The organism is Microbulbifer mangrovi (assembly GCF_002009015.1).
Taxonomy (GTDB): Bacteria; Pseudomonadota; Gammaproteobacteria; order Pseudomonadales; family Cellvibrionaceae; genus Microbulbifer; species Microbulbifer mangrovi.
On record NZ_LZDE01000315.1, the window covers coordinates 1 to 25,561 of the forward strand.

Consider the following 25,561-nt stretch of genomic DNA (forward strand, 5'->3'; position numbering starts at 1 on the left):
ACGCAGCGTACAGGGATGTATTCGCAGGGGGGCGCCTAGCTCGGTTTCGAAAACCCGCACCCGGGGCTATGCCGCCACAAGGTAGCCCGACTACCACCGCCGTTGCTTTGCCACTCTCCCCGCACTAATCTGTGCACACCAATTCGAACGCCCTTTCTCCGAGGAGGACTCAGTGCACACCGAAGAAATACAATACACCGTCGATGGCGAATCTTTCACCGGCTACCTTGCCTACGACGAAACCATCGAAGGCAAACGTCCCGCCATCCTCCTGCTCCACGAATGGTGGGGACTCAACGACTTTACCCGCGAAGAAGCCGAGCGTCTCGCCGCGGAAGGCTTTACCGCCTTCGCCCTCGACATGTACGGCACTGGAGTCGGCGCCGACAATCCCGGCGATGCGGCGGAACTCATGAATAAAACCCTAGAAACCGAAGGCGCGCCCCTCAAACGTTTCCAGGCTGCCCTCAACCTGATCAACAACCACGAAACCGTAGAAACTGGTGAAGTAGCCGCCCAAGGCTACTGCTTCGGTGGCGCCGTAGCACTCACCATGGCACGCCTCGGCCTGCCGCTCAAAGGCGTCGTCAGTTTCCACGGCACGCTGGAAACCGATGTAAAAATCAAACCCGGCGACGTCAAGGCACAGATCCAGGTCTACACCGGTGGCGACGACGATATGATCCCCGCAGAGCAGGTTGCCAACTTCGTACAGGAAATGCAGGACGCCGACGTACGCTTCGATGTGATCAGCTACCCGGGCGCCAAGCACGGCTTTACCAACCCCGCCGCCACCGGCCGCGGTGAAAAATTTGGTATTCCCCTCGCTTATAACGAAGACGCCGCCAACGATGCCTACGAAGGCGCCGTCGCCTTCTACAACAAAATATTCGACTTCTAAACCGCTCAGCCTAACCGCTTCTCACGGTATCCGGTGGCGCCGGCCACCGCCTTCGGGGCAAAATAGCCGGCGCCAGCGAATTCCATAAGGGGGAAGCGTGCAACCAATCATTTCCGTACAGAACATCGGCAAGACCTATGCCGGCGGTTTTACCGCACTCAAATCCGTCGATCTCGAGATTAATCCCGGCGAGATTTTTGCCCTGCTCGGTCCCAACGGTGCCGGCAAAACCACATTGATCAGTATCATCTGTGGCATCGTCAATCCAACCAGCGGCACCGTGCTGGCCGACGGCCACAATATCCAGCGAGAGTTTCGCGCCGCGCGCAGCAAGATCGGCCTGGTACCCCAGGAGCTGTCCACGGACTCCTTTGAAAGCGTCTGGGCCACGGTCAACTTCAGCCGCGGCCTGTTTGGCAAGGCGCCGAATCCGGAATACATCGAGAAGATCCTGCGTCAGCTCTCCCTGTGGGAGAAAAAAGACAGCCGCATCATGGCGCTCTCCGGCGGCATGAAACGTCGGGTGATGATCGCCAAGGCCCTGTCCCATGAACCTACCATTCTGTTCCTCGACGAACCTACCGCAGGGGTGGATGTGGAACTGCGCCGGGACATGTGGGAAATGGTGCGCGGGCTACGGGAATCCGGGGTGACCATTATTCTCACCACCCACTACATCGAGGAGGCCGAGGAAATGGCCGACCGTATCGGCGTGATCAATCACGGCCAGCTGGTACTGGTGGAAGAGAAAAACACCCTGATGCACAAGCTGGGTAAAAAGCAGCTGGCCATTCAGCTGCAGAGCCCGGTGCAGTCACTGCCTGAGGCACTGAGCGCGTTTGACCTGGAAGTGGCCGACGAAGGCAACCAGCTGATCTATACCTTCGACACCCAGCGCGAGCACACCGGTATTGCCGAATTGCTGCGCCATCTCGACCAGCAGGGGATCGAATTCAAGGACCTGCACTCCAGCGAGAGCTCACTGGAAGAAATTTTCGTCAATCTGGTGCACCAGAACCAGACCGAACAGCAGGCCGGATAAGAGGGAACAGAGTATGAATATTTACGGTATCCGCGCCATCTACAAGTTCGAAATGGCCCGCACCGCGCGCACCCTGATGCAGAGTATTGCCTGGCCGGTTATTTCCACCTGCCTGTACTTTATTGTTTTCGGTACCGCCATTGGCAGTCGCCTGGGAGATATCGAGGGGGTCAGTTACGGTGCCTTCATCATTCCCGGGCTGATCATGCTGTCCCTGCTGTCGGAGAGTATTTCCAACGCATCGTTCGGCATTTTCTTCCCCAAGTTCAGCGGCACCATTTACGAGGTACTGTCGGCGCCGGTGTCGGCGTTTGAAATTGTCGCAGGCTATGTGGGCGCCGCGGCCACCAAGTCAGTGATCATCGGCCTACTGATCCTGATCACTGCGCGCTTTTTTGTGGACTATGAAATTGCCCATCCGTTCTGGATGTTCGGCTTTCTGGTACTGACGGCCATCACCTTCAGTATGTTCGGTTTTATCATCGGCGTGTGGGCAGACGACTTCCAGAAGCTGCAGATCATTCCGCTGATGGTCATCACGCCGCTCACGTTTCTCGGCGGCGCCTTCTACTCCATTAACATGTTGCCGGAATTCTGGCAGAAGGTGACCCTGTTCAACCCGGTGGTATACCTGATCAGCGGTTTCCGCTGGGCTTTCTACGGGGTGGCCGATGTGAATGTGGGTATCAGCCTCGCGATGACAATCCTGTTTCTGCTGATCTGCATGACGAGTATCTGGTGGATATTCCGCACCGGTTACAAGATCCGCACCTGAACCGCTAATAAGCAGTTTTTTCACCACTTAAAAAAGGCCCGTATGGTTACGCCATACGGGCCTTTTTGCTGGCAACGAAGCGGTCACACTTCGCTGTGTATCATCTGTTGCGAATCACACGCCATAGGCGCTGAAAAATACCTGCACCGCCTCCGCCACATGTTTGCGGTTTTCCTTTCTTCCCGGGGGTGCACAACACCCGAGCATAATCTGGATATGCCGACAGCCACCCTGCAACATGCCAAAAAACAATTCTGCCCCATGATCCGGGTCCGGCACATTGAGTTGCTTCAGTTCGTTGGCGCGCTTGAAAAAACTGGCCATGGCATTTTGCGTGCGCTGCGGCCCCGCATCGTAAAACAGTTTTGCCATATCGGGATCGTCAGCACCTATCGCGTTGATCAGGCGCATCAGCCGCAGCGAGTCTTCGCTGTAGATCATTTCCAGAAAGGCTTCACCGATCTTCTGCAGCATTTCCGCCGCCGAGCCGCCCTCTTCCAGAGTGAACATCGGCAGTGGCATCAGGTTTTCGCACTTGGCCTCGATCGCCGACATATACAGTGTCTCCTTGTCGGAGAAGTGGCTGTATACCGTCAGCTTGGAAACACCGGCCTCACCGGCAACTGCATCCATGCTGGTACCCGCGAACCCGTGGGTCAGAAACAGGGACTTGGCGGCGTCGAGAATCGCGCGCCGTTTGGCCGGGTCTTTGGGGCGGCCGCGGGTCGCAGCGGGTGTCGGGGTAGTCTGTTCGCTCATAGCTTTCGTCATCGGGGTGCCCGCTCCCCGCATATCGCCACCAGGGACGGTCACACAGGTTGCGTGGAAGCACGCGCATTCGGCCACTGAATTAGTGGACTCATCAGTTTAATATACTTACTATACTCACCAGTATAGCAATTCAGCTGCGCCCGGTTCGATCGCCAGCGCAGAGACAACTGTACCAGTTTACCCCGGTGTCGACGCGAGAAGCTGCCATTTTGCGCCCCCGGGCTCCTGAACCCCATGGATCGAGGTAATCATGCACAGCTCCACTCTCCCGCCCCTGCGGCTGTTGAAAGCCACACTGGTCGCTACTCTGGGCATTGCCCTGGGCGCCTGCGCACCGGCGGAGTCCGGTCAGGAAAGGCCGCCCCGGCCGGCAATTGTGATACAGCCCACCCCCACTGACTCCCAGATCGCGGTCTATCCCGGCGAGGTACACGCGCGCCATGAGCCGGCACTGGCATTCCGGGTCGGAGGCGAAGTAACTCACCGCCTGGTACAGGTGGGCGACCGGGTAAAAAAGGACCAACCGCTGGCGCAACTGGATGCGGAAGACCTGTTACTGCAGCGTGACAGCGCCCGCGCGCAGCTCACTGCCGCCGAGGCGGAACACCGCAATGCAAAGAGCGAGCACACCCGCTACCGGGAGCTACTGGCGCGCAAGCTGGTGGGTGAATCCCAGTTCGATGCGGTAAAGACCCGATTAGACGCCAGCGCCGCGCAGCTCAAACAAGCCCGCGCGCAGCTGGAGGTGGCGGAAAACCAGGCCGCCTACGCGGTACTCAAGGCCCCGCGCAACGGCGTCATTGCCCGCCGCATGATCGAGGTCGGCCAGGTGGTCAATCCCGGACAGACGGTGTTTACCCTGGCCGCCGAGGGTGAGCGGGAAGTACACATCGACCTGCCGGAGCAGGATATCTCCCGCTTCGCCGTGGGCCAGCCTGTGACACTGGAACTCTGGTCTCGCCCGGGCACGCCGTTTACCGGCAAGATTCGTGAACTCTCCCCTGCCGCCGATCCGACCCTGCGTACCTTTGAGGCGCGGGTCGCTTTCGACAGCGATGCAAGCAATGCCGAACCGGGGCAGAGCGCGCGGGTGTACGTGCAGAAAAACTCGGCCAATAGCCTGCTCAGTGTGCCCATGTCGGCACTGACCGCAGACGGCGACGTCGCGCACCTGTGGAAGCTGGACCACGATACCTTCACCCTGGTCAAAACCCCGGTGGTGGTGGCGAGTTACGGCAATGAATCGGCACTGATTCAATCCGGACTGAGCTCCCGCGACTGGATTGTGGCTGCCGGCACCCAGCTGTTGCGCGAAGGTCAGCGGGTACGTCCGGTGGATCGCGACAATCGCCCCATCGAGTTTGAAGTTGCCGGGCAGCCCTGAGCCGCAACCAATTTATCGCCGTCGGTAGCGAAGATCCCCGTTACCGGCCACTCCCAGTACGGACTACACAAGTACGGACCACGACACCATGCGATTCAATCTCTCCGAGTGGGCGCTGAACAACCGCCCACTGGTGCTCTACGCCATGCTGCTCATCAGCATGCTGGGCGCAGTTTCCTATACCCAGCTCGGCCAGAGCGAAGACCCGCCCTTCACCTTCAAGGTGATGGTGGTCAACACCCTGTGGCCCGGGGCCAGCGCCGAGGAGGTCTCGCGCCAGATCACCGAGCGCGTGGAAAAGAAACTGATGGAGACCGGGGACTACGAAAGAATCACCTCCTTTTCCCGCCCCGGCCAGTCCCAGGTGATGTTTGTCGCCCGCGACAGTATGCGCTCCAAGGATATTCCCGATCTCTGGTATCAGGTACGCAAGAAAGTCGGCGATATACGCCACACCCTGCCGCCGGATATCCAGGGGCCCTTTTTTAACGACGAGTTCGGCACTACCTACGGCAATATCTACGCGCTGACCGGCAACGGCTTTGATTATGCGTTGATGAAAGACTACGCCGATCGCCTGCAACTGGCGCTGCAAAGGGTAGAGGACGTGGGCAAGGTGGAATTGCTCGGCCTGCAGGACGAACGCATCTGGGTAGAGATTTCCAATACCAAACTGGCTTCCCTGGGTATTCCCATGAGTGCGGTGCAATCTGCACTGCAGGGCCAGAACAGCGTCGCCGATGCCGGCTTTGTCGAAGCAAGCAGTGACCGTGTGCGGATTCGTGTCAGCGGCCAGTTCCGCACGGTGGAGGAGATTCGCGATTTTCCCATCCGCGCCGGTGAGCGCTCCCAGCGTCTCGGCGATATTGCGGATATCCACCGCGGCTTCAGCGATCCGCCCCAGCCCCGGGTTCGCTTTATGGGCGAGGATGCCATCGGCATCGCGGTCTCCATGAAAAAGGGGGGCGATATCCTCGCGCTGGGGAAAAACCTGGATGCGACCTTCGCCGAGTTACAACAGGACCTTCCGCTGGGCCTAACCCTGAGCAAGGTTTCCGACCAGCCCGCAGCGGTAAAACAGGGAGTCGGCGAATTTCTCAAGGTACTCGCCGAGGCACTGATCATTGTGATGCTGGTGAGTTTCTTCTCCCTCGGTGTGCGTACCGGACTGGTGGTGGCGCTGTCGATTCCGCTGGTACTGGCAATGACCTTTGCGCTGATGAATTACTTCGGTATCGGTCTGCACAAAATTTCCCTGGGAGCCCTGGTACTGGCCCTGGGATTGATGGTGGACGACGCCATCATTGCAGTGGAGATGATGGCGATCAAAATGGAGCAGGGCCTCAGCCGACTGAAGGCCGCGGGCTTCGCCTGGACCAGCACGGCCTTTCCGATGTTAACCGGCACCCTGATCACCGCGGCGGGCTTCCTGCCCATTGCCACGGCACAGTCCGGCACCGGTGAATATACCCGCTCGATTTTTCAGGTGGTCACGCTCGCGCTGCTCGCGTCCTGGGTTGCGGCCGTGGTGTTTGTTCCCTATCTGGGGGCGCGCCTGCTACCTGCACCGGCAGCTGTCGGGGACGGTACTGAAGAGCACGATCCCTACAACAAGCCCTTCTATCGACGCTTTCGCAAGGTGGTGGACTGGTGCCTGCGCTATCGTAAAACCGTGCTCCTCGCCACCGTGTTGATCTTTGTCGGCGCTATTGCCCTGTTCCGTTTTGTTCCGCAACAGTTCTTTCCCTCCTCTGCGCGGCTGGAGCTGATGCTGGACCTGAAACTGAACGAAGGGGCCTCGCTTACCGCCACCAGCGAACAGGTGACGCGACTGGAAACCCTGCTGGCCCAGCACCCGAAGGTGGAAAATTACGTGGCCTACGTCGGCACCGGTTCCCCGCGTTTTTACCTGCCCCTGGACCAGCAGCTGCCGGCGGCGAGCTTTGCGCAGTTTGTGGTGCTCACCCGCTCCGTGGAAGAACGGGAACAGGTGCGCAGCTGGCTGATCAGCACTTTGCATGAACAATTCCCCAGCGTGCGCACCCGTATATCGCGCCTGGAAAACGGCCCCCCGGTGGGCTACCCGGTGCAATTCCGGGTATCCGGTGAGCATATTGCGAAAGTGCGGGAAATTGCCCGCAGTGTGGCAGAGAAAGTCCGCACCAATACCGCGGTCACCAACGTGCACCTGGACTGGGAGGAGCCCAGCAAGGTGGTCCGTCTGCATGTGGACCAGGCCCGTGCGCGCGCGCTGGGTGTCAGCAGTGCGGAGCTTTCACGTGCTCTGGAGGGATCCCTGTCCGGCACCACCGTGGGCCAGTTCCGCGAAGACAACGAGCTGATCGGGGTACAGGTGCGCGGCGGCGAACACGAGCGCTACGCACTGCACCAGCTGGGGAACCTGGCGATTCAGACCAGCAGTGCGCGGAGCGTGCCGCTGAATCAGGTGGCAACCCTGGAATACGGGTTTGAAGAGGGGGTTATCTGGCACCGCGACCGCCTGCCCACAGTCACCGTACGCGCGGACATCTACGGCAAGCAGCAGCCGGCCACGGTAGTCAATGACATCTGGCCACAGCTGGAGCAGATTCGCACTGAGCTGCCGTCCGGTTATTTGCTGGAGATCGGCGGCAGTGTGGAGGAGTCTGCACGGGGGCAGCAGTCGGTAAACGCGGGGATGCCACTGTTTCTGCTGGTGGTATTTACCCTACTGATGCTGCAGCTGCGACGCTTTTCCCTGGCCACCATGGTATTCCTCACCGCGCCCCTGGGGATTATCGGGGTCACCCTGTTCCTGCTGGTGTTCAATCAACCATTCGGGTTTGTGGCAATGCTCGGCACTATTGCCCTCGCCGGGATGATCATGCGCAACTCCGTGATCCTGGTGGATCAGATTGAACAGGATATTGCCCAGGGTCGGTCCCAGTGGGATGCAATTGTGGAATCCACGGTACGCCGTTTCCGCCCCATTGTGCTCACCGGGCTTACCGCGGTACTGGCTATGATCCCACTTTCCCGCAGTGATTTCTTCGGCCCCATGGCCGTGGCCATCATGGGCGGGCTGATCGTGGCGACGGCGCTGACACTGCTGTTCTTGCCCGCGCTTTACGCCGCCTGGTTCCGTGTTCGCAAAGAGGACTCCACTTCTCCCGCACAGGTACCGCCGGAACCAATCCCGACAGCATAAACGTAAAAAAGGGCAAAGCACGAACGGTGCTTTGCCCCTTTTAATTTCAGTCGCTGATAATTGAGCCCGCTACTGTTGCTGCTTCAGCGAGTCGAACACAATCCCCGTCCAAATATCCGGCTTCATAAAGCCCTGCCCGTAGTGTTCATCAAACTCCCGGGTGGGTTTTGCCGCGATCACCTGTTCCCTGGTATTGCCCGCGTCTACCAGAGTCTTGATCTTACTGCGCAGACGCATCAGCAGATCATGGTACTGCTGCAACCCTTTTTTATCGCTTAGCGGGCCGTGTCCGGGAATGATCGTTGTCTGGTCGTCGGCGATTTCAAGCACGCGACGAGCATTTTCAATAACGCCATCGATACTGCCGCCGGCAGACAGGTCCACATAGGGATAGCTGCCGTTGAAGAAGGTGTCCCCCATGTGGATCACATTCGCTTTCTTGAACAGGATAATGGCGTCGCCATCAGTATGTGCCGGCCCCACATGCTGCACCCGCACTTCATCGCCATTCCAGTGAAAGGTGGTGACATCGGAAAAGGTAATCACCGGTAGTGCCGCTGCCGGTGACGGTGGGGTGGTGCGATTCCACAGTTTGGTAAATTGCTCGGTGCTCATGCGCTTGCGCACATTTTCATGCGCGACAATCAATGCACCCGCCTTGCCCATATTCTCGTTACCGCCAGTGTGATCACCGTGCCAGTGGGTATTGACGACAAATCGCAGCGGCTTGTCGGTAAGCTCCGCCACCGCGGCCAGGATTTTTTCACTCAGGGGCGCGAATTGATCATCCACCATGAAAGCGCCGTCGTCACCGGTAAACAGCGCCATATTCCCGCCGGCACCGGTCAGCATATAAAGATTATCTGCCACGGGTTTTGGTTCGATATCGACCTTGGAAAAATCCCGCTGCGCATGCGCCTGCAGTGCGCTGGCAGCAAACAGCACGATTGCCAGTCCCTGTATCCATTTTTGTTTTTTCATACGTCCCCCTCCGGTTACTACAGTGTCTGGATAATTTTTATCAGCCGATCGGGGCGGTCGGTGACAATACCGTCCAGCCCCAGTGCGATAAATTTTTTCATGGTTTCAGCTTCGTCCACGGTCCACACGGAAATATGCAGATCGCAGCGACGGGCTGCGCTTACGAAGCGCCGGGTAAATACGGGCAATCCGTAATAGCGCACCGGAAGCTGCATGGTCTGGTAAGCGGGCTTCAGCAGTCTTTCCGCAAACACACACTGTGCAGCAAAGAACAGTAGCGCTTCCGGTAATGTGGCCCCGGTGGCCACCCCGGGACAGAGACTGCGGAATGCGCGAATCACGCTACGGTGGAAAGAGGAGACGATCAATCGCTCTCCACCACCGGCCTTTTCAATAGCCCGCGCCAGCGCCTGCGCCGCGCGCGGATCGTCATTCTTCAGCTCGATAATCATCGGGGTTTCTGGAAACGCGGCAAAGACCTGGTCTATGGTCACCAGTGGCTGTGAATCCTTGCGATAGGGAAATTGCTCTCCGTCCGGACTCCAGTGGAAGGCCGCATTGAGACTTTCCAGTTCCCGCAGCGTTTTGTCTTTTACCCGACCGTTGCCGTCTGTCGTGCGCTCGAGGGTGCCATCGTGCAGTAATACCAGGTGCCCGTCTGCCGTCAGGTTTAAATCCATCTCCAGAGCATCCACCCCCAGCGCTACCATCTTGCGCAGGTACAGCAGGGTATTACCGGGATAGAGCCCCTGCCCGCCCTCATCACCATGGGCAATGACCAGCGGGCGCGGGCGACACGGACGCAGCCAGTGATCCTTTCGATTCATAGAGCCATACTGCCGCGCATTCACCCGATTCACGATGCCTGTTGTTGCGACTTTGCCGCCGGGTCCTCGGATTCTGATGCCCCCGTAACTGTCGCCTGCTGCCGCCAGCGTATAAAGCGCGCCTCAAGCCACAGGGGGAAGAAAATCACGATGTCATAAATCCGCACCAGCATAGCCCCGGTGCGCAGGATGCCCGCACCTGCAAGCCGGAGGATGAGCGCCAGCAGACGTAGCAAAAACGCCGAGACAATACCGATTACCGTGCGTGCAGACGCGATAAAACTCTCCAGGGGGATAGCCGCGAACATCAGCACAAACGGCAGTGCAAACCCCATCACCATCTGCACCGATGCCGTTATCCACAATGGTCCTACCTGCATATCTGCCGCTGCGGCACCGGCAGCGATATCTCCCTGAATCAATAACTCACGCATAAAGGCCAGCCCGCCTTCAGCCACTGCGAGTAAAAACAGCAGGGCAAACGCACCCCACATCAAGCGCGCCCGGGTTTTATCATTCAGCGCACCAATCACCGGAAACAGGCGGGTGATCTGCAAGCACTCCATAACCAACAGGCCCATGGCGATTTCCATCAGGATAAGTACCAGCGCCGAGATATCCGCTACCGGGTAGCCACCAATACTGCCGGAACCGCCGACCACTTCCGCCATCGGCCGGGCTATCAGGTGAAAATTAACCAGCACACTGCCAGCGGCTATGGTGAGCACAAACAGGGAAATAAAAAACTGGGCAAGGGAAGACGAAGACAGCATTCGCAGGGCACGCTCGCTCCCCTGCAGGATTTCTTCGTAGCGCTCCATATGGCCATCCACCACCTGGGCGCGCTGCTGTACGCCAATGACGGTCTTGTTGACCTTTCCCAGACTTTTGAGAATCGCACGCCACGCCGGCATCATGCGCTTGAGTAATTGATGTCGCTCCCGCGCAGACTCCCGGTAGGCTTCACGGGCCTTGGATTCGGCCTTGCGCATGGAGACATGGATGGTTTCCAGAACATTGCCGACGATGGAGTCGTGATCTGCGGGAATCTCCGCTACCGCCTTGATCGCCCTGGCCCAGTTGGTGGGTTCTGGCGGCACTTCCGCACTGCGTACATAGTCTTCATCTATGGCGGCAAGTTGCTCACACAGTTTGCGGTGCAGCGCCGGGTACTGAGCGAGCTCCTTTTTCATCGCGCTTTCAATACGATCAAACTCGCGCTCGATATGCCGCTCGGAAACCTCACGGCCGGCGGCGATCAGGACCTCGCGATTGCGCAACTGTAAACGCCCTTCTGCCATCGCTACCGCATTGGCCCCGAGGCGCAGGGAATGATGAAAAAAGCGCGCCAGGGCGAGTATCCCCTGATGGAAAGGCTTGCGAGCCAGAAACAGCGCGATCAGTGCGATGACAAACCACAACCACACTGGCAGGCTGTGAAAGATTCCGGTCATGGTACAGCTTCCTCCCTTGCTGACAGGCAGCAACTGTTAACGTGCGTACAGACCCGACCTCAGTCTTGTAATGAAGCAGTGGCGTCCATTGCCACAAATCACAAAGAAGTGACATCCGCCATCGTATCAAGGGTAACCGGCAATTTGTCCAGGAAATCGCTTTTAGGAATGTTTTTTACGCCAACACGTGGCACAGAGTCAGTCGAGGCGCTTGCGGAAACGCAGGATAGCGAGGGTCATCATCAGCAGGATAAAGGCAAGCAACGCCAGCAGGTCTGGCCACAGCTCAAAAATCCCCGCACCGCGCAGCATCACGCCGCGTATCAGACGCAGAAAATGCGTTAGCGGCAGTATCTCCGCCAACCACTGTGCCGCTTTGGGCATACCGTCAAACGGAAACATAAACCCGGAGAGCAGGATCGAGGGCAGGAATACGAAAAAGGTCATCTGCATGGCCTGGAACTGCGACTGGGCGCGGGTGGAAATGAGCAATCCCATGGCCAAGTTGGCGAGAATCAGCAGCAGTGCGGCGATATATACATCCAGCAGGCTGCCGCGGATGGGTACGCTGAACAGCAGGGTACCGAGCAACAGTATCAGACTGGTCTGGATCAGGCCGATCATGCCGTAGGGCAACACCTTGCCGATCATCAGTTCTGCGCTGCTCACCGGCGTGGCGATCAGCAATTCCATATTGCCCCGCTCCCGCTCCCGCACAATGGCTACAGAGGTAAACATCACCATGGTCATAGTGAGGATGATGCCGATCAACCCCGGCACGATATTGATCGCCGATACCCGCTGGGGGTTATAGAAGCTCACAATACTCACCGGCGACTGCGATTGAGGAACCGAAGACTGCCGGTTGGGCTGGTTGGTATTGTTTTCCGGCGGCGGCTCCCCAATCGGCACCTGCGCCAGTTGCGCCGCGGCGCTTTGCACCACTGTATCGCTGCCATCCACCAGTATCTGGATTGCCTGTTGGCCATTCGCCAGGCGGCGCTCGTAATCGTAGGGGATCACGATACCCACACTGATTTTCCCGCGGCGTAACATGTCCATCAACTGCTCCGGCGTTTCCGCCTGGGCAACCGGATCGATCACCCCGGTTGCCAGCATATCCATCACCTGCTGGCGGGACGCACTGGTGCCCGACTGGTCGGCGATGGCGGCGGGGAGATGGCGCAGATTCAGGTTGATCGCGTACCCGAACAGGACCAACTGCATGATCGGAATACCCACAATCATGGCGAGTGTCATGCGGTCCCGGCGTAATTGTCGGAACTCTTTGACTAACACCGCGAACAATCGGCGAGCGTTCACGTGTCTGCCTCTTTGCGCGCTTCCTGCTGATGCGTTGCCGCCACGAACACATCTTCCAGGCTGGGGGATACCGGTGCCACTCTGGCATCCAGCTTCTGCGCCACAAGTGCACGCTCCACACTCTGCTGGCTGGCCCTCTGGGCATCGATCAGGACCCGCAGACTGTTACCGATCTGTGCAGCACTGATGACACCGGGCACCTCTGACAGGGCGCGCTTGGCATTGCGCTGGGCATCCGTCTCCACCAGCAGGGTACGCCCATCCAGATTGTCGGTGAGTTCACCGGGGCTGCCATCCGCAACCAGGCGACCGCGGTCGAGAATAGCCAGGCGGTGGCAGCGCTCCGCTTCATCCATATAATGGGTGGATACCAGAATGGTGGTGCCGGCATCGGTGAGCTCGAACAGCTTCTCCCAGAAATCCCGCCGCGATTCCGGGTCCACCGCGCTGGTGGGCTCATCGAGAAACAGCAACTCCGGCTTGTGGATAACTGCGCCCGCCAGTGCCAGACGCTGCTTCTGACCACCACTCATGGTGCCGGCAAGCTGGTTCGCGCGGCCTTCAAAATGATATTCCGACAACAACTCGTCGATGCGCACACTTGCCTTGCGCGCAGGCATGTTCTGCACCGCCGCCAGAAATTCCAGGTTTTCGCGCACAGTGAGATCGGTAAACAGGGAAAATTGCTGGGTCATATAGCCGATGTGCTGGCGCAGTACTTCTGCCTGTTCGGGAATGCGCAGCCCGAGGACTTCGATCTCCCCGGCAGTGGGCGTCAGCAGGCCACACAGCATGCGGATACTGGTGGATTTTCCCGACCCGTTGGGACCGAGAAACCCGTAGACCTGGCTGCGTCGCACTGTAAGCTCCACCTCGTCTACCGCTTTCAGCGAGCCGAAGTGTTTGCTCATACCGCGTGCGCGGATGGCGATATCATTTTCCGCCATCGTAGGGCTCTTCACCGGCGTCCGTCGTACCGGCAGCCGGTATGGAATCTTTATGTCGCGATTTTCCAATATCCGGTGCGGACAGCACACGCCCTGCCGCCCCCTGCTTTAGCGAGGCAGAAAATTCCGCCCTCAACGGCAATCCCGCCGGCAAACGCGCTGCATCTGCTTGCAGCTGAATTTCGGCGATATAGCTGAGGCGGGTGGCGTCGTCGCCGGTGAGCGCGTAATACGGGGTAAAGCTGGGCTCGTTGCGTACCATACGAACCGTTCCGGAAAAGGGACCAAGCTTGTGAATACCATCCTCCCCTTTCCCCATGCCCTCCAGGTATACCTGTGCACGACCACCGACCTCGACATCGAGCCGCAGCGGTTGTGGCACATAAACCCGGGCGTAGGGAGTTTCTCCTGTCAGCATCACCACCAGAGATCCGCCGAGAGGCGCCTGGTCGCCGAGTTTGAAGGGGATGCTGTCAACGATGCCGGGCTGAGGCGCCGTAACCGTCAGTTTCTGCAGCAACGCGCGCCGCGCCTGCGCCTGCGCGCGCGCTTCCGCCAGCGCCGCCTGCCCCTGCTCTATCTCCTCAATACGGGTGCCGCGCTCCAGCTCCAGCAGTTGCTCCCGCGCACCGCGTACTTGCGCCTCGGCACCTTCCGCGGCGGCCTGGGCGGCATCGATATCGGATTGAGAAGCGTAATTTTTTTTGCCCAGGGCCTGCAAACGCCGATAGTCCGCCTCGCGATCACGAGCTTCCGCCTGCGCCGCCTCGAGCGCAGCGCGTGCACGGGCAATTTCTTCCACTCTCGGGCCGTCGTTCAGTTCCTCCAGCACCGCGACCTGACGGGCCACTGCAGCTTCCGCTGCCTGTAATTCCGCGCGTGTAGTCTGAGGATCCAGCTGTAGTAGTACCTGCCCTTCAGCCACTCGTTGCCCCTCACGCACCCGGATATCGACGATTTTTTCCGCCACCGGCGCAGGTACCGCTATACGATCCCACTCCAGGGTTCCGAGAGTCGCCGCTTCCCGATCGCTGCACGAGGAGAAAATCAGCAAGAATATGGCGCAAAGACTACAACGACGAATAGTTCTTCCGAATTTATGCCTCACCGATTCACTCTTCTATTTGACTACGCTTAAAAGTGGCAAATGGCTGGCGTTAACTCCAGCCACCTGAGAAAAGTTTGTTCCTATTTACGTCTCATCCGGAAAAAATATTCCCGGAAATTATAAAAACAAAAAGTCATGTTCAAAGCTTTCTTAAAAAATCAATTTTTAAGACAAAAAATTATGGGAAGACTGTCATCTTATTTGGCCGTCTCCCCCAAAATCCCTACTACACTCCATACAAATTTCTCAAGGAATGAGATTTTTCACTTAACCGGGTCGGCGCAAATTCCTCCACACGGGCAAAACAAGAAACCGCCCAAACCAAGAAGTAAAAACGGGGGAATCTTCAGGGGTCATTCAACCGTCGCATCCCGCGAGGACAATCTCGTTCTGAGAAGGTTATGGGTCAATTATGGGGTCATCTATGCCGTTTCTCTTTTTGAGCGATACCGGCCTTCACGGGGACTTAATGTTCTCTCTCATCTCGGAATCACTGCCTTTCAACTGGGAAAAGTCGGATTTTGGAAAACAGAAGCACTGCCTGAAGACTTACGAGGCCATTGTCGTGAACTGTTTTGCGCTTACGTCAAAATCAACACCGAGCGCAGAATTCAACTACCTGAAAGGCATCGAGCACTCGCGCGTATTGTTGATCAATGTGCCCAATGACCTGCCCGCTCACATCACCGCACCATTGGAAGAACGTAAATTTACCTTCCTGTGCGACAGCCGAACCGGGCAACAGGAGCTGATCCGCAAGCTCACATCGGGATTACAGAACTCGCGAGTGCAAGGCGATGGTGACTCACGCTCAAGGCTACTCCTTACCAAGCGCGAGCAGCAAATCCTGACCCAGCTTACTACCGGTGAACCCAACAGTATTATCGCCTCGCGCCTGCATCTGAGCGAACACACCGTCAAGAACCATATGTACAACATCTTCCGGAAGATCGGAGTGAAAAATCGCCTGCAGGCCAGCAATTGGGCAAAGCTCAATCTGCAGATGGAAAAGATATGACGCCAGTAAGACCTTCGCTGCATACATGGGTTCCCACTGCGCTGATCTGTGCCCTGCTGGTACTGAACCTGGCGCTGCCGGCACACTGTATCGCGCAGCAGGAGGACAGTGGAGCCCTGGAAGATACTGCTCCAGGGGCAGACGATGACGCAGCTATCGAGAACGAAATCAGCGGCTTCAATATCGATCAGACCATCACCCGTACCGGGCATGATTTCGCCCGCTTTATGAGCGAGTACCGCAACCTGAATTACCCGGATAGTGATTACAACCTGACTATCCAGGAAAGGCCGTCTGCCCGCTGGGGAAACTTGATCTGGATCACTTACAACAACAAAACCGTTTTTCGACGGTTTGTCAGCCCCAGTACCAATAATATCCGAGAGCTGGCGGAAGAAGCATCCCAAATGATTCATGAAATGGTGCTTCAGGAAAAAGTCCGCGCAGCCTTCACCGACCACTTTGACTTAGGCAAGGATGAACTCTGATGGCAAACAATAAAGCAGCGCACCTGCTACTGGTCCCCTGTATCGCCCTGTCCAGCAGCTTGGCGCTGGGAACAGAGCTGGTATACGAGCCCCGTAACCCCAACTTTGGCGGCAATCCCTTGAACGGCAGTTATCTGTTGCAAAACGCCCAATCCCAGGACGATCACGAGGACCCCAACAACCCCGCAGACCTGTATGAACAGCCCAGCGCACTGGACCGCTTTACCGATTCCCTGGAAACGCGCCTGCTTAACCAGCTACTCACTGATGTTGGTAACGGCAACAGTGGCGAACTGATCACCGACGATTTTATCGTCCAGATTGTCGATAACGACGGCGTATTGACCGTTTTGATTACCGATCGCGCCACCGGAGATAAAAGTGAAATCATCGTTAGCGGCCTGAACCCCACTAACTGATCCGTAAAACTCGAACAACCTACATCTAATACACAACAGGATATAAAGCCATCAGATCCCTATAGATGCACCCTGGACTGATCCGCAATTCCAAATAATCGCGAATAATACTGGAGACTAGCGTGATGTTTACTAGAGGTTCCAAACTCGTCGCCGCCCTTACATTTATTGTTGCCATCAGTGGCTGTACCGCCGTCAAGAACACCGGCGATGCGCTGTTTGGACCAGGGCGAGAAGAGGCCAAGCTGACTCCGCGAGATGCGACCTATCGCGATCTGCTCAATCTGCCGCTGCCCAAGGGAAAAATCCTTGCCGCGGTGTATAACTTTCGCGACCAGACCGGTCAGTACAAGCCAGCGCCTTCCAGCAGTTTCTCCACCGCCGTTACCCAGGGCGCTGCGTCGATGCTGATGAACGTACTGAACGAATCCGGATGGTTTATCCCATTGGAGCGTGAAGGCCTGCAAAACCTGCTCACAGAGCGCAAGATCGTTCGCGCGGCACTGGCCAAACCCAATGCACCGGAGAATAACCCGATGCTGCCTTCGCTGGTGGCTGCGAATATCCTGCTGGAAGGTGGAATCGTCGCCTATGACACGAATATCCGCACCGGCGGCGCCGGAGCACGTTACTTTGGCATTGGTGCCGACGAGCAGTACCGGGTTGACCAGATTACAGTGAATTTGCGCGCCGTGGATATCCGCTCCGGTCGCGTGTTGCATTCCGTACTTACGTCAAAAACCGTCTACTCGAAGGCGATAAGCGCAGATGTATTCCGCTATGTAAAATTCAAACGGCTACTGGAAATAGAGCTGGGCACGACCACCAATGAACCCGCTCAGCTCGCCATGTTATCAGCGATGGAATCTGCGGTGATTCACCTTATCAGCCAGGGAATCATCAGTAATTCCTGGGCGCTGGATAACCCGGACGATATCAATAACCCGGTATTGCAGTATTACCTGAATGAAAGTACCGCCGTCCTTTAGGGTGGTAGAGATGTCCGTTAATAAACGCGCAAATAAATAGGTATTGAGATTTCCCCATGGAAAAAAGTCCCGCTCATCCCGGATTGTGGATGTTCCCGATCGCTCTGGTGACTGCATTTTCTGCATCACACACCGCCCTGGCACAGGATGTCGATAGTGGCTCCGGTGAGCTTTCAGGTATCAGTGAATTGGATGCCCCTTTCGGCTTTTCGACCGCAAACATGGCAAATATTTATCAGGAAGGTAATTTCAACCATGTTTCGGCACAGCAGCTGGGGACGGTGAATTTTCTCTCGATACAACAGGTCGGCTTCAAGAATCTGCTGATTAGCAATCAGGCCGGCGCAGGAAATAGCACCGTGGCCACGCAAACCGGGGAAAGTAATATCGCAGCACTACTGCAGGCCGGCTACGAAAATATTATCTTGCTGGAGCAGATCGGCTATGCCCATAAAGCGGGAATCACCCAGTACGGTGTACGCAATTCTGCGAAAGTGGAGCAGATCGGCTTATCCCACAACGTGACCATCAACCAGCGGGGCAACGGGTTGAGTACCGCAGTCACCCAGACCGGGGTTTCCATGACCACCACCATCAATCAATACGACTAGCGGCAACCCGTTCTGTTCGCTTTCTGAAACGCCAAAACACACCGGTTCGCTACAGAGGTAAACATGCCAGCTCCCAAGCAATTAGACGCGAGCTCCATCTTTTCACGTCGTTTTGGCGCGGCGACGCTGATGGTGCTGCTGCTCGTTTCTCAGCGTAGCGCTGCTGAGGACAATACCGTCTATCAGTATCAGGAGGGCCTTGAAAACTTCGCCATCTCCCAACAACAGTTCGAATCGACCAAAGAAAATACCTTTGAACAGGATCAGGAAGGTACACAGAACAGCGCGCACGGTGTCCAGAAGCAGGAGCGCGACAGTAAAATCCGTCAGAAGCAGGATGGTGCGTTTAACGACTCCCATGTCCAGCAGCAATACGGCAGCGACAACGAGATTCACAACGTGCAGATAGGCGCAGAGAATAACGCTACCACACTACAGTCAGTCACCCATGGAAACCTGGCCCTGACTCGTCAGGTGGGGTTCGGTAACGCAGGCAGTATCAGCCAATTAAGCGGTAACTTTAACGATGCCCGGATACACCAGAGCGGGATCGCTAACCGTGCGGATACCTCTCAGGACAGCGGGTTCTACGTTAAAAGTCACACGGAGCAACAGGGAAACGATAATAACGCGTCAGCTTCTCAAACGGGTGTGGGGCACTTTTCCGTAATCGCGCAGGAAGGGGCATTCAACCGGGGGCTGGTTCAGCAGTCGGGAGCCCAACAGGAAGCGGATTTATTGCAGAGCGGCCTGGCAAACCAGTCCATCCTGCTACAGGAAGATGATTATAACCGGGCCAGCAGCAACCAGAGTGGCAACTTCAATCAAGTGATCATCCAACAAAGTGGCGCTTTTGGTCTCGGCGGCAGCCATCAGTCAATTGTGAGTCAGGTTGGTTCGTTTAACGCCACTGCGATTTCGCAAACTGGGGCATCTTCGAATGCCACGGTAACCCAATTCGGCAACGGCAATTCCGTGTCACTTTCCCACTGACCATTGCATTTGTAGATTTAGCTGAAGGTTTGCCTTCAGTTTCCTCGCAAGACGCCCTCATCCCCCTATAAAAAGCTTTTGACGCCATTACTCTGTTATTCGGTTATGAATACGGGTTTTCCAGAGCTTTTCCTGATTAAAAAATATACTTTTTTCCTAGTTTTTTATGACTTCCCTCCTATAGCGGCCCCACCTTCAAGCAGCAACACTCAATAACAAGATGATCAACTTTTGAACTCATTGATCACTTATTAAGCTCTCAACGTCGAGAGCCTGTGCTGGAGTTACCCCCTTCACTTACTGCTGACATTCGCAACGCCAACGATCGAATGCTTCAGTGATCCATCAATGTCAGGGGAGCCCCCGCTAAGACACAGACTTGGGAATGGAGTCCATCACGGGCGGGCGGTAGACGCCAACCACCGACTTCTTCCCCCCAGTTATGGTGCATTCAATCGTGCCATAAATGATCAGCACCCCCGGGGCTGGTTGTACTTAACGTCCGAAGTAAAGGAGCAACTCATGAAGACGTTTTCCCCCATCGCTGCTGCCATCCTACTGGCTGTAAGTGGTTCTGCTTTTGCCGCAAACAACACTGCCAATCTGACTCAAATTGGTATTGGTAACGGCGCGATCGCGGATCAGACTGGTCCAACAACCAATGACAACACCATCAATCAGGTTCAGGTGGGCTTCTTCAACGGTGCCTACGCAGAACAAGACGGTGAAAGCAACAGCCTGATCAACCAGACCCAGTTTGGTGCGGCAAACGGTGCTTTCTCACTGCAAACCGGTGGTTTCGCCAACAGCGCTTCTATCTTCCAGGCCGGCGCAGTGAACGGTGCAGCCACTATCCAAGCGGCCTCAGCCCTCACCAGCGCCTCGGTTACTCAGCTGGGCTTCCTGAACGGTGCATTCTCCCTGCAGCTGCTGAGCGCCCTGAGCTCAACTGACATTACCCAGGTTGGTATTGCCAACACCGCATCTGCAGTTCAAGTACTGAGCTTGCTGTCTTCCTCTGACATCTTCCAGTTCGGTATCGCGAACAATGCGGACTCCTTCCAGGTTGGTATCCTGAACTCCTCCAGCATGACTCAGCTCGGCGTTGGTAACGATGCAGATACCCGTCAGATCGGTCTGCTGAATGATGCTGACATTCTGCAAGTTGGTCTCGGAAACGAAGCAGACGTATCTCAGCTGGGTCTGGGCAACTCCGGTAGCACCGTTCAAGTCGGCCTGTTCAACGACAGCTACATCGGTCAGGTTGGTGTTGGCCTGACTGCCACTACCGTTCAGCTTGGCGGCTTCAACAATGTACTCGTGGGTCAGATTGGCCTGGGTGATACCGCCACCTCCCTACAGGTTGGTTTCGGTAACAACGGCCTGATCCTGCAGTAACCCTGCGATCGCGCTTTAAGAAATGGGTGGCCTATCCGGCCGCCCATTTCTTTCCTCATTTTAATGGTCAGCAATCCACACCGTTCAAAATTCCTTTCGTAGTTTTGGAGTGAAGGAGTTAACGTGAAATCTCTCATTCCTGTCAGTGCAGCTGCCTTGCTCGCATTCAGTTGTGTCACCTGGGCTGACAACAACACAGCCATCCTGATCCAAACCGGTAATGGCAACAATGCCATCATCGACCAGACTGGTATGGAGGGAAGTTTTATCGTCAAGATTCAACAAGGTGCGCTCAATGAGAGCAGTACCGTGGTTGCGTCCTTTGGCAGTCAAATTCACCATGAACAGCTAGGACAATTCAACAACGCATTTTCCCTGCAGCTAGGTGGAGCAGGCAATAGCAGCACCATTTTCCAGCTCGGGCAGGGGAACTGGGGCAGTACTTTCCAGGTAGATGCCGTTAATAGTGATGCAATTATTTCCCAAGTCGGCAATAGCAACACTGCGAATATTTTTCAGTTTGGCGGCAGCGATAACGTAGCCACCATCACGCAGGTTGGCAGTCTCCATAATGGCTTAATTGGTCAGTACGGAGCCACAGATTCTGATGCGCATATTTTGCAGTATGGCACTGCCCAAGTGGCAACCATCACCCAATCAGGGACAGGCCACTTCTCTAGCATTACGCAAAGTGGCGTGGCCAACTCCGCACATACCGTGCAATTGGGTCAGTACAATAGCGCTGACATTGTGCAGAGTGGGATAGGAAACCTTGCGTTTGTGTCACAGACTTCAAGTTACAACTCAGCTCTGGTTACTCAGGACGGCATTGCTAACAATGCAATGGTTCTGCAAGGAGGTGTGCTTGGTGGGAATTCGGCAATCGTGAGCCAGCAGGGTATTCTCAACGAGGCATACGTGAATCAGTCTTCTGCATCAAACTCGGCAACAATTTCGCAAATCGGCGTTGGAAACGAGGCAAGTATTTTGCAGTAAATTTTCGTTTTTCAGAAATAAAGAAGGCGGCCAGTGGCCGCCTTCTTTACCCTGGAGAGCAAGAAAAATCAGATATGCGCTACAGAGTCGATCTCGTATTCCACCGCGCCGGATGGGGTATTCACCACTACGATGTCCCCCTCCTCCTTGCCGATCAGTGCACGGGCAATCGGGGAGTTCACTGAGATTTTCTTGTTTTTCACGTCGGACTCGTCATCACCCACAATTTTGTAGGTCACTTCTGAATCATCTTCCATATGGATGATGGTCACAGTGGTACCGAAAATCACTTTGCCTGACGGCTCGATGGCTTTCACATCAATGACCTGGGCCAGTGACAGCTTGCCTTCGATTTCCTGAATACGGCCCTCGATAAAGCCCTGTTTTTCACGCGCTGCGTGATACTCGGCATTTTCCTTGAGATCACCGTGTTCGCGGGCCTCAGCAATGGCCTGCACCACCGCTGGGCGCTGTACTTTCTTCAGGTCTTCAAGTTCTGTACGCAGGGCCTCGGCGCCCTCGACAGTCATAGGTACTCGGTTCACAGGAACCTCCACAATCTCAGTTTTTCGCGGTAATTCAGGATGAGCCGGAATTACTCATGACGTTATTTTGCAGTATTTCTTTAACGAAAAAGCTCCGCCAAACAGCGGAGCTTTTGGAAGTGACGGCACCGGAATACCGCCAGTTTTAACGCTCGATCAGCCTTGCAGACGCACGACACGTTGGTGCAGTTCCTGCAGACTGCGCACCTGATGCGGCTCGGCAATCTGCATTGCCATCGCCATGGCGCGGGCCGCGGCCAGGGTTGTGGTGTAGCAAACCTGGTGGTTCTCGGCACTGCGACGGATGTCCGCAGAGTCGCGAATGGCCTGACGTCCCTCGGTGGTATTCACCACCAGCGCAATCTCGTCGTTTTTGATCATATCGACGATATGAGGACGGCCTTCACTCATCTTGTTTACCGTTGTAACGGTAATATCCGCTTCTTGCAAGACCTTCGCTGTACCGCGGGTAGCCACCAGCTCGAAACCGAGGCCGGACAACTCGCGCGCAACGTCCACAACACCCGGCTTGTCTACATCGCGTACGGAAATGAATACCTTGCCGGATTCCGGCAGGGCGTCACCGGCACCGATAAGGCCTTTGTCGAAGGCTTCGGCGAAGCTTTCACCCACGCCCATTACTTCACCGGTGGACTTCATTTCCGGGCCGAGAATCGGGTCGACCTTCGGGAACTTGTTGAACGGGAATACAGACTCCTTCACGGAGTAGTAGTCCGGCACAATTTCACTGGTAAAGCCCTGCTCCGCCAGGCTGATGCCTGCCTGACAACGCGCGGCGATCTTCGCCAGCGAGGTGCCAATACACTTGGACACGAAGGGAACCGTACGGGAAGCCCGCGGATTCACCTCGATCACGTAAATCTCGCCATCCTGATAGGCAAGCTGGGTATTCATCAGACCGACAACGCCCAGTTCACGGGCCATGGCCTTGACCTGCTCGCGCATCTTGTCCTGCACGTCCGCCGGCAGGCTGTAGGGCGGCAGGGAGCAGGCGGAGTCACCGGAGTGCACACCACACTGTTCGATATGCTGCATGATGGCGCCGATCACCACATCCTCACCATCGGATACCGCATCGATGTCCACCTCGATGGCAGAGTGTAGGAAGTGGTCCAGCAATACCGGTGCTTCGTCGGAAACTTCTACCGCTTCCTTCATATAGGTCTTGAGTTCGTCTTCCTTGTAGACGATCTCCATGGCGCGGCCACCCAGTACATAGGACGGGCGCACAACCAGCGGATAGCCGACTTCCTTGGCTCTCTGGATGGCTTCGTACTCGGAGCGCACAATAGCATTCTGCGGCTGCTTGAGGCCGAGACGCATGATCATCTGCTGGAAGCGCTCACGGTCTTCCGCACGGTCGATCTGCTCTGGAGTGGTACCGATAATCGGCACACCTTCCGCGGCGAGGTAGCGCGCCAGGTTGAGCGGAGTCTGACCACCGAACTGCACGATAACGCCGGTGGGGTTTTCCTTGCGCACGATTTCCAGTACGTCTTCCAGGGTTACCGGCTCGAAGTAGAGGCGGTCGGACGTGTCGTAGTCAGTGGAAACGGTCTCCGGGTTACAGTTGACCATAATGGTCTCGTAACCGTCTTCGCGCATGGCCAGTGCTGCGTGTACACAGCAGTAATCAAACTCGATGCCCTGACCGATACGGTTGGGGCCACCGCCGAGCACCATGATTTTTTTCTTGTCGGTCGGCTCAGCCTCACACTCTTCATCGTAGGTGGAGTACATGTACGCCGTGCTGGTGGCAAATTCGGCCGCACAGGTATCCACCCGCTTGTAGGAAGGGAATACGCCCATCTTGTGGCGGAATTCGCGCACGGTTCTCTGGCTCACACCGAGCAGGTCCGCCAGGCGCTTGTCGGAGAAACCCTTGCGCTTGAGGAAGCGCATGGTCTTGGCATCCAGCGCGGAAGTCGGCATGGACTTCAGCGGCTCTTCGATATCCATCAGTTCCTTGATCTGCACCAGGAACCAGGGATCGATACCGGAGAGCTCGTAGACTTCATCGACGCTCATGCCCATGCGGAAGGCATCGCCCACATACCAGATACGCTCGGCACCGGCCACGGATAGCTCGCGACGCAGGCGCTCCACCGAGCCCACTTCCGATGGGTCGAGTTTTGGCTCGAAGCCAAAAGAACCCACTTCCAGACCGCGCAGGGCTTTCTGCATGGATTCCTGGAAGTTACGGCCGATGGCCATTACCTCACCCACAGATTTCATCTGGGTGGTCAGGCGCGCGTCCGCTTCACCGAATTTTTCAAAGGTGAAGCGCGGGATTTTGGTAACCACATAGTCGATGGACGGTTCGAAAGACGCCGGGGTAGCCCCACCGGTGATGTCGTTCTGAAGTTCGTCCAGGGTATAGCCCACTGCCAGCTTGGCCGCGACCTTGGCAATCGGGAAGCCGGTGGCCTTGGAGGCCAGTGCGGAGGAGCGAGACACCCGCGGGTTCATCTCGATGATCACCATGCGGCCGGTTTTCGGATCCATACCGAACTGCACGTTGGAGCCGCCGGTTTCCACGCCGATTTCACGCAATACCGCGATGGACGCGTTGCGCATCAGCTGGTATTCCTTGTCGGTCAGGGTCTGCGCCGGGGCCACGGTGATGGAGTCGCCGGTGTGTACGCCCATGGGATCGAAGTTCTCGATGGCACAGACGATGATGCAGTTGTCGTTCTTATCACGAACCACCTCCATCTCGTACTCTTTCCAGCCGAGCAGGGATTCGTCGATCAGCAGTTCATTGGTGGGGGACAGGTCGAGGCCGCGTTTGCAGATTTCCTCGAACTCCGGCCAGTTGTAGGCCACACCGCCACCGGATCCACCCATGGTGAAAGACGGGCGGATAATCACCGGAAAGCCGAACTCTTCCGGTACCTTCTTGGCTTCGTCCATGGAATGTACGATCTTCGCGCGCGGGGTCTCGAGACCGATGGCTTTCATTGCCTTGTCGAACAGGTCGCGGTCTTCCGCTTTTTCGATGGCGTTTTTGTCCGCACCGATCAGCTCACAGCCGTACTTTTCGAGCACGCCGTTCTTGTCCAGCGCCAGCGCACAGTTCAGCGCGGTCTGACCGCCCATGGTGGGCAGGATCGCATCCGGGCGCTCTTTTTCAATGATCTTGGCAACCGTTTTCCACTCCACCGGTTCGATGTAAGTGGCATCCGCCATGGCCGGGTCGGTCATGATGGTGGCCGGGTTGGAGTTCACCAGGATGACCCGGTAACCCTCTTCGCGCAGGGCTTTACAGGCCTGGGCGCCGGAGTAGTCAAATTCACAGGCCTGACCGATGACGATGGGGCCAGCGCCGATGATCAGAATGCTTTGAATGTCTGTGCGTTTTGGCATCTTTCTTCCGTATCTAG

General features: G+C 56.5%; 22 protein-coding genes. 13 read left to right on the plus strand and 9 right to left on the minus strand.

Translation table 11 applies throughout. The features are described from left to right. Positions 1-172 precede the first annotated feature (172 nt). The 3 genes from B4U49_RS10830 to B4U49_RS10840 all read left to right on the plus strand — a co-directional run bounded on the left by B4U49_RS10830 (position 173) and on the right by B4U49_RS10840 (position 2,718). On the plus strand, positions 173-901 hold the full coding sequence (locus tag B4U49_RS10830) for a dienelactone hydrolase family protein (protein WP_078084613.1): 729 nt from the start codon (positions 173-175) through the stop codon (positions 899-901). A 97-nt stretch (positions 902-998) separates the two neighbouring features. Then, positions 999-1,943: an ABC transporter ATP-binding protein gene (locus tag B4U49_RS10835; RefSeq protein ID WP_078084614.1), complete on the plus strand. Its 945-nt coding sequence runs from the start codon at positions 999-1,001 to the stop codon at positions 1,941-1,943. A 13-nt stretch (positions 1,944-1,956) separates the two neighbouring features. Next, the gene (locus B4U49_RS10840) at positions 1,957-2,718 is read left to right on the plus strand and encodes an ABC transporter permease (protein ID WP_078084615.1); all 762 of its coding nucleotides are present in this window, start codon (positions 1,957-1,959) and stop codon (positions 2,716-2,718) included. A gap of 114 nt (positions 2,719-2,832) precedes the next feature. Here B4U49_RS10840 and B4U49_RS10845 read toward each other — a convergent pair whose 3' ends face one another. Further along, positions 2,833-3,489, minus strand: coding sequence for a TetR/AcrR family transcriptional regulator (locus B4U49_RS10845; RefSeq protein WP_239692584.1), 657 nt, complete (start codon positions 3,487-3,489; stop codon positions 2,833-2,835). 250 nt (positions 3,490-3,739) lie between these two features. Between B4U49_RS10845 and B4U49_RS10850 the strand changes: the two genes are divergently transcribed. Then, positions 3,740-4,873, plus strand: a complete 1,134-nt coding sequence (locus B4U49_RS10850) for an efflux RND transporter periplasmic adaptor subunit (protein WP_078084617.1) — start codon at positions 3,740-3,742, stop codon at positions 4,871-4,873. Between the two features lie 88 nt (positions 4,874-4,961). Next, positions 4,962-8,060 (plus strand): efflux RND transporter permease subunit, encoded by a 3,099-nt coding sequence (locus B4U49_RS10855; RefSeq protein WP_078084618.1) that lies wholly within the window; start codon positions 4,962-4,964, stop codon positions 8,058-8,060. A 69-nt stretch (positions 8,061-8,129) separates the two neighbouring features. On the opposite strand, the gene B4U49_RS10860 is transcribed toward B4U49_RS10855, so the two are convergent. The 6 genes from B4U49_RS10860 to B4U49_RS10885 all read right to left on the minus strand — a co-directional run bounded on the left by B4U49_RS10860 (position 8,130) and on the right by B4U49_RS10885 (position 14,646). Further along, positions 8,130-9,041: an MBL fold metallo-hydrolase gene (locus tag B4U49_RS10860; protein WP_078084619.1), complete on the minus strand. Its 912-nt coding sequence runs from the start codon at positions 9,039-9,041 to the stop codon at positions 8,130-8,132. A 17-nt stretch (positions 9,042-9,058) separates the two neighbouring features. Continuing rightward, positions 9,059-9,868 (minus strand): glycerophosphodiester phosphodiesterase family protein, encoded by an 810-nt coding sequence (locus B4U49_RS10865; RefSeq protein WP_143735624.1) that lies wholly within the window; start codon positions 9,866-9,868, stop codon positions 9,059-9,061. A 29-nt stretch (positions 9,869-9,897) separates the two neighbouring features. Continuing rightward, positions 9,898-11,322, minus strand: a complete 1,425-nt coding sequence (locus tag B4U49_RS10870; RefSeq protein ID WP_078084621.1) for a hypothetical protein — start codon at positions 11,320-11,322, stop codon at positions 9,898-9,900. A gap of 198 nt (positions 11,323-11,520) precedes the next feature. Further along, positions 11,521-12,645, minus strand: coding sequence for an ABC transporter permease (locus B4U49_RS10875; protein ID WP_078084622.1), 1,125 nt, complete (start codon positions 12,643-12,645; stop codon positions 11,521-11,523). Continuing rightward, entirely contained in the window at positions 12,642-13,592 is a 951-nt protein-coding gene (locus B4U49_RS10880) for an ABC transporter ATP-binding protein (RefSeq protein WP_204903025.1), read from the minus strand. The genes B4U49_RS10875 and B4U49_RS10880 overlap by 4 nt, the downstream gene beginning before the upstream one ends. Further along, positions 13,579-14,646: an HlyD family secretion protein gene (locus B4U49_RS10885; protein WP_239692586.1), complete on the minus strand. Its 1,068-nt coding sequence runs from the start codon at positions 14,644-14,646 to the stop codon at positions 13,579-13,581. Before B4U49_RS10885 ends, B4U49_RS10880 begins: the two co-directional genes overlap by 14 nt. A 523-nt stretch (positions 14,647-15,169) precedes the next feature. On the opposite strand from B4U49_RS10885, the gene B4U49_RS10890 reads away from it, so the two are divergent. The 8 genes from B4U49_RS10890 to B4U49_RS10925 all read left to right on the plus strand — a co-directional run bounded on the left by B4U49_RS10890 (position 15,170) and on the right by B4U49_RS10925 (position 21,612). After that, positions 15,170-15,718, plus strand: coding sequence for a response regulator transcription factor (locus B4U49_RS10890; RefSeq protein WP_239692587.1), 549 nt, complete (start codon positions 15,170-15,172; stop codon positions 15,716-15,718). After that, complete coding sequence (locus B4U49_RS10895; RefSeq protein ID WP_078084625.1) at positions 15,715-16,206, plus strand: curli production assembly/transport protein CsgE; 492 nt, start codon at positions 15,715-15,717, stop codon at positions 16,204-16,206. Before B4U49_RS10890 ends, B4U49_RS10895 begins: the two co-directional genes overlap by 4 nt. After that, positions 16,206-16,625: a curli assembly protein CsgF gene (locus B4U49_RS10900; protein ID WP_078084626.1), complete on the plus strand. Its 420-nt coding sequence runs from the start codon at positions 16,206-16,208 to the stop codon at positions 16,623-16,625. The genes B4U49_RS10895 and B4U49_RS10900 overlap by 1 nt, the downstream gene beginning before the upstream one ends. A gap of 125 nt (positions 16,626-16,750) precedes the next feature. Continuing rightward, positions 16,751-17,614 (plus strand): CsgG/HfaB family protein, encoded by an 864-nt coding sequence (locus tag B4U49_RS10905; RefSeq protein ID WP_078084627.1) that lies wholly within the window; start codon positions 16,751-16,753, stop codon positions 17,612-17,614. A 56-nt stretch (positions 17,615-17,670) separates the two neighbouring features. Then, complete coding sequence (locus tag B4U49_RS10910) at positions 17,671-18,225, plus strand: hypothetical protein (RefSeq protein ID WP_143735625.1); 555 nt, start codon at positions 17,671-17,673, stop codon at positions 18,223-18,225. A gap of 63 nt (positions 18,226-18,288) precedes the next feature. Continuing rightward, a complete protein-coding gene (locus tag B4U49_RS10915) occupies positions 18,289-19,218 on the plus strand; it encodes a hypothetical protein (RefSeq protein ID WP_143735626.1) in 930 nt (309 codons plus the stop codon). A gap of 522 nt (positions 19,219-19,740) precedes the next feature. Next, complete coding sequence (locus B4U49_RS10920) at positions 19,741-20,616, plus strand: hypothetical protein (protein WP_158078608.1); 876 nt, start codon at positions 19,741-19,743, stop codon at positions 20,614-20,616. Between the two features lie 123 nt (positions 20,617-20,739). Then, positions 20,740-21,612 (plus strand): hypothetical protein, encoded by an 873-nt coding sequence (locus tag B4U49_RS10925; RefSeq protein WP_078084631.1) that lies wholly within the window; start codon positions 20,740-20,742, stop codon positions 21,610-21,612. Between the two features lie 68 nt (positions 21,613-21,680). On the opposite strand, the gene greA is transcribed toward B4U49_RS10925, so the two are convergent. Continuing rightward, positions 21,681-22,157, minus strand: a complete 477-nt coding sequence (gene greA / locus B4U49_RS10930; protein WP_078084632.1) for a transcription elongation factor GreA — start codon at positions 22,155-22,157, stop codon at positions 21,681-21,683. A gap of 156 nt (positions 22,158-22,313) precedes the next feature. Next, complete coding sequence (carB, locus tag B4U49_RS10935; protein WP_078084633.1) at positions 22,314-25,544, minus strand: carbamoyl-phosphate synthase large subunit; 3,231 nt, start codon at positions 25,542-25,544, stop codon at positions 22,314-22,316. Positions 25,545-25,561 lie beyond the last annotated feature (17 nt).

Excerpts from the sequence above, each read along its gene's own strand:
- B4U49_RS10840 (WP_078084615.1), top strand. The coding sequence starts at position 1,957 with ATGAATATTTACGGTATCCGCGCCATCTACAAGTTCGAAATGGCCCGC.
- B4U49_RS10845 (WP_239692584.1), bottom strand. The coding sequence starts at position 3,489 with ATGACGAAAGCTATGAGCGAACAGACTACCCCGACACCCGCTGCGACC.
- B4U49_RS10850 (WP_078084617.1), top strand. The coding sequence starts at position 3,740 with ATGCACAGCTCCACTCTCCCGCCCCTGCGGCTGTTGAAAGCCACACTG.
- B4U49_RS10855 (WP_078084618.1), top strand. The coding sequence starts at position 4,962 with ATGCGATTCAATCTCTCCGAGTGGGCGCTGAACAACCGCCCACTGGTG.
- B4U49_RS10860 (WP_078084619.1), bottom strand. The coding sequence starts at position 9,041 with ATGAAAAAACAAAAATGGATACAGGGACTGGCAATCGTGCTGTTTGCT.
- B4U49_RS10865 (WP_143735624.1), bottom strand. The coding sequence starts at position 9,868 with ATGAATCGAAAGGATCACTGGCTGCGTCCGTGTCGCCCGCGCCCGCTG.
- B4U49_RS10870 (WP_078084621.1), bottom strand. The coding sequence starts at position 11,322 with ATGACCGGAATCTTTCACAGCCTGCCAGTGTGGTTGTGGTTTGTCATC.
- B4U49_RS10880 (WP_204903025.1), bottom strand. The coding sequence starts at position 13,592 with ATGGCGGAAAATGATATCGCCATCCGCGCACGCGGTATGAGCAAACAC.
- B4U49_RS10890 (WP_239692587.1), top strand. The coding sequence starts at position 15,170 with ATGTTCTCTCTCATCTCGGAATCACTGCCTTTCAACTGGGAAAAGTCG.
- B4U49_RS10895 (WP_078084625.1), top strand. The coding sequence starts at position 15,715 with ATGACGCCAGTAAGACCTTCGCTGCATACATGGGTTCCCACTGCGCTG.
- B4U49_RS10900 (WP_078084626.1), top strand. The coding sequence starts at position 16,206 with ATGGCAAACAATAAAGCAGCGCACCTGCTACTGGTCCCCTGTATCGCC.
- B4U49_RS10905 (WP_078084627.1), top strand. The coding sequence starts at position 16,751 with ATGTTTACTAGAGGTTCCAAACTCGTCGCCGCCCTTACATTTATTGTT.
- B4U49_RS10910 (WP_143735625.1), top strand. The coding sequence starts at position 17,671 with ATGGAAAAAAGTCCCGCTCATCCCGGATTGTGGATGTTCCCGATCGCT.
- B4U49_RS10915 (WP_143735626.1), top strand. The coding sequence starts at position 18,289 with ATGCCAGCTCCCAAGCAATTAGACGCGAGCTCCATCTTTTCACGTCGT.
- B4U49_RS10920 (WP_158078608.1), top strand. The coding sequence starts at position 19,741 with ATGAAGACGTTTTCCCCCATCGCTGCTGCCATCCTACTGGCTGTAAGT.
- carB (WP_078084633.1), bottom strand. The coding sequence starts at position 25,544 with ATGCCAAAACGCACAGACATTCAAAGCATTCTGATCATCGGCGCTGGC.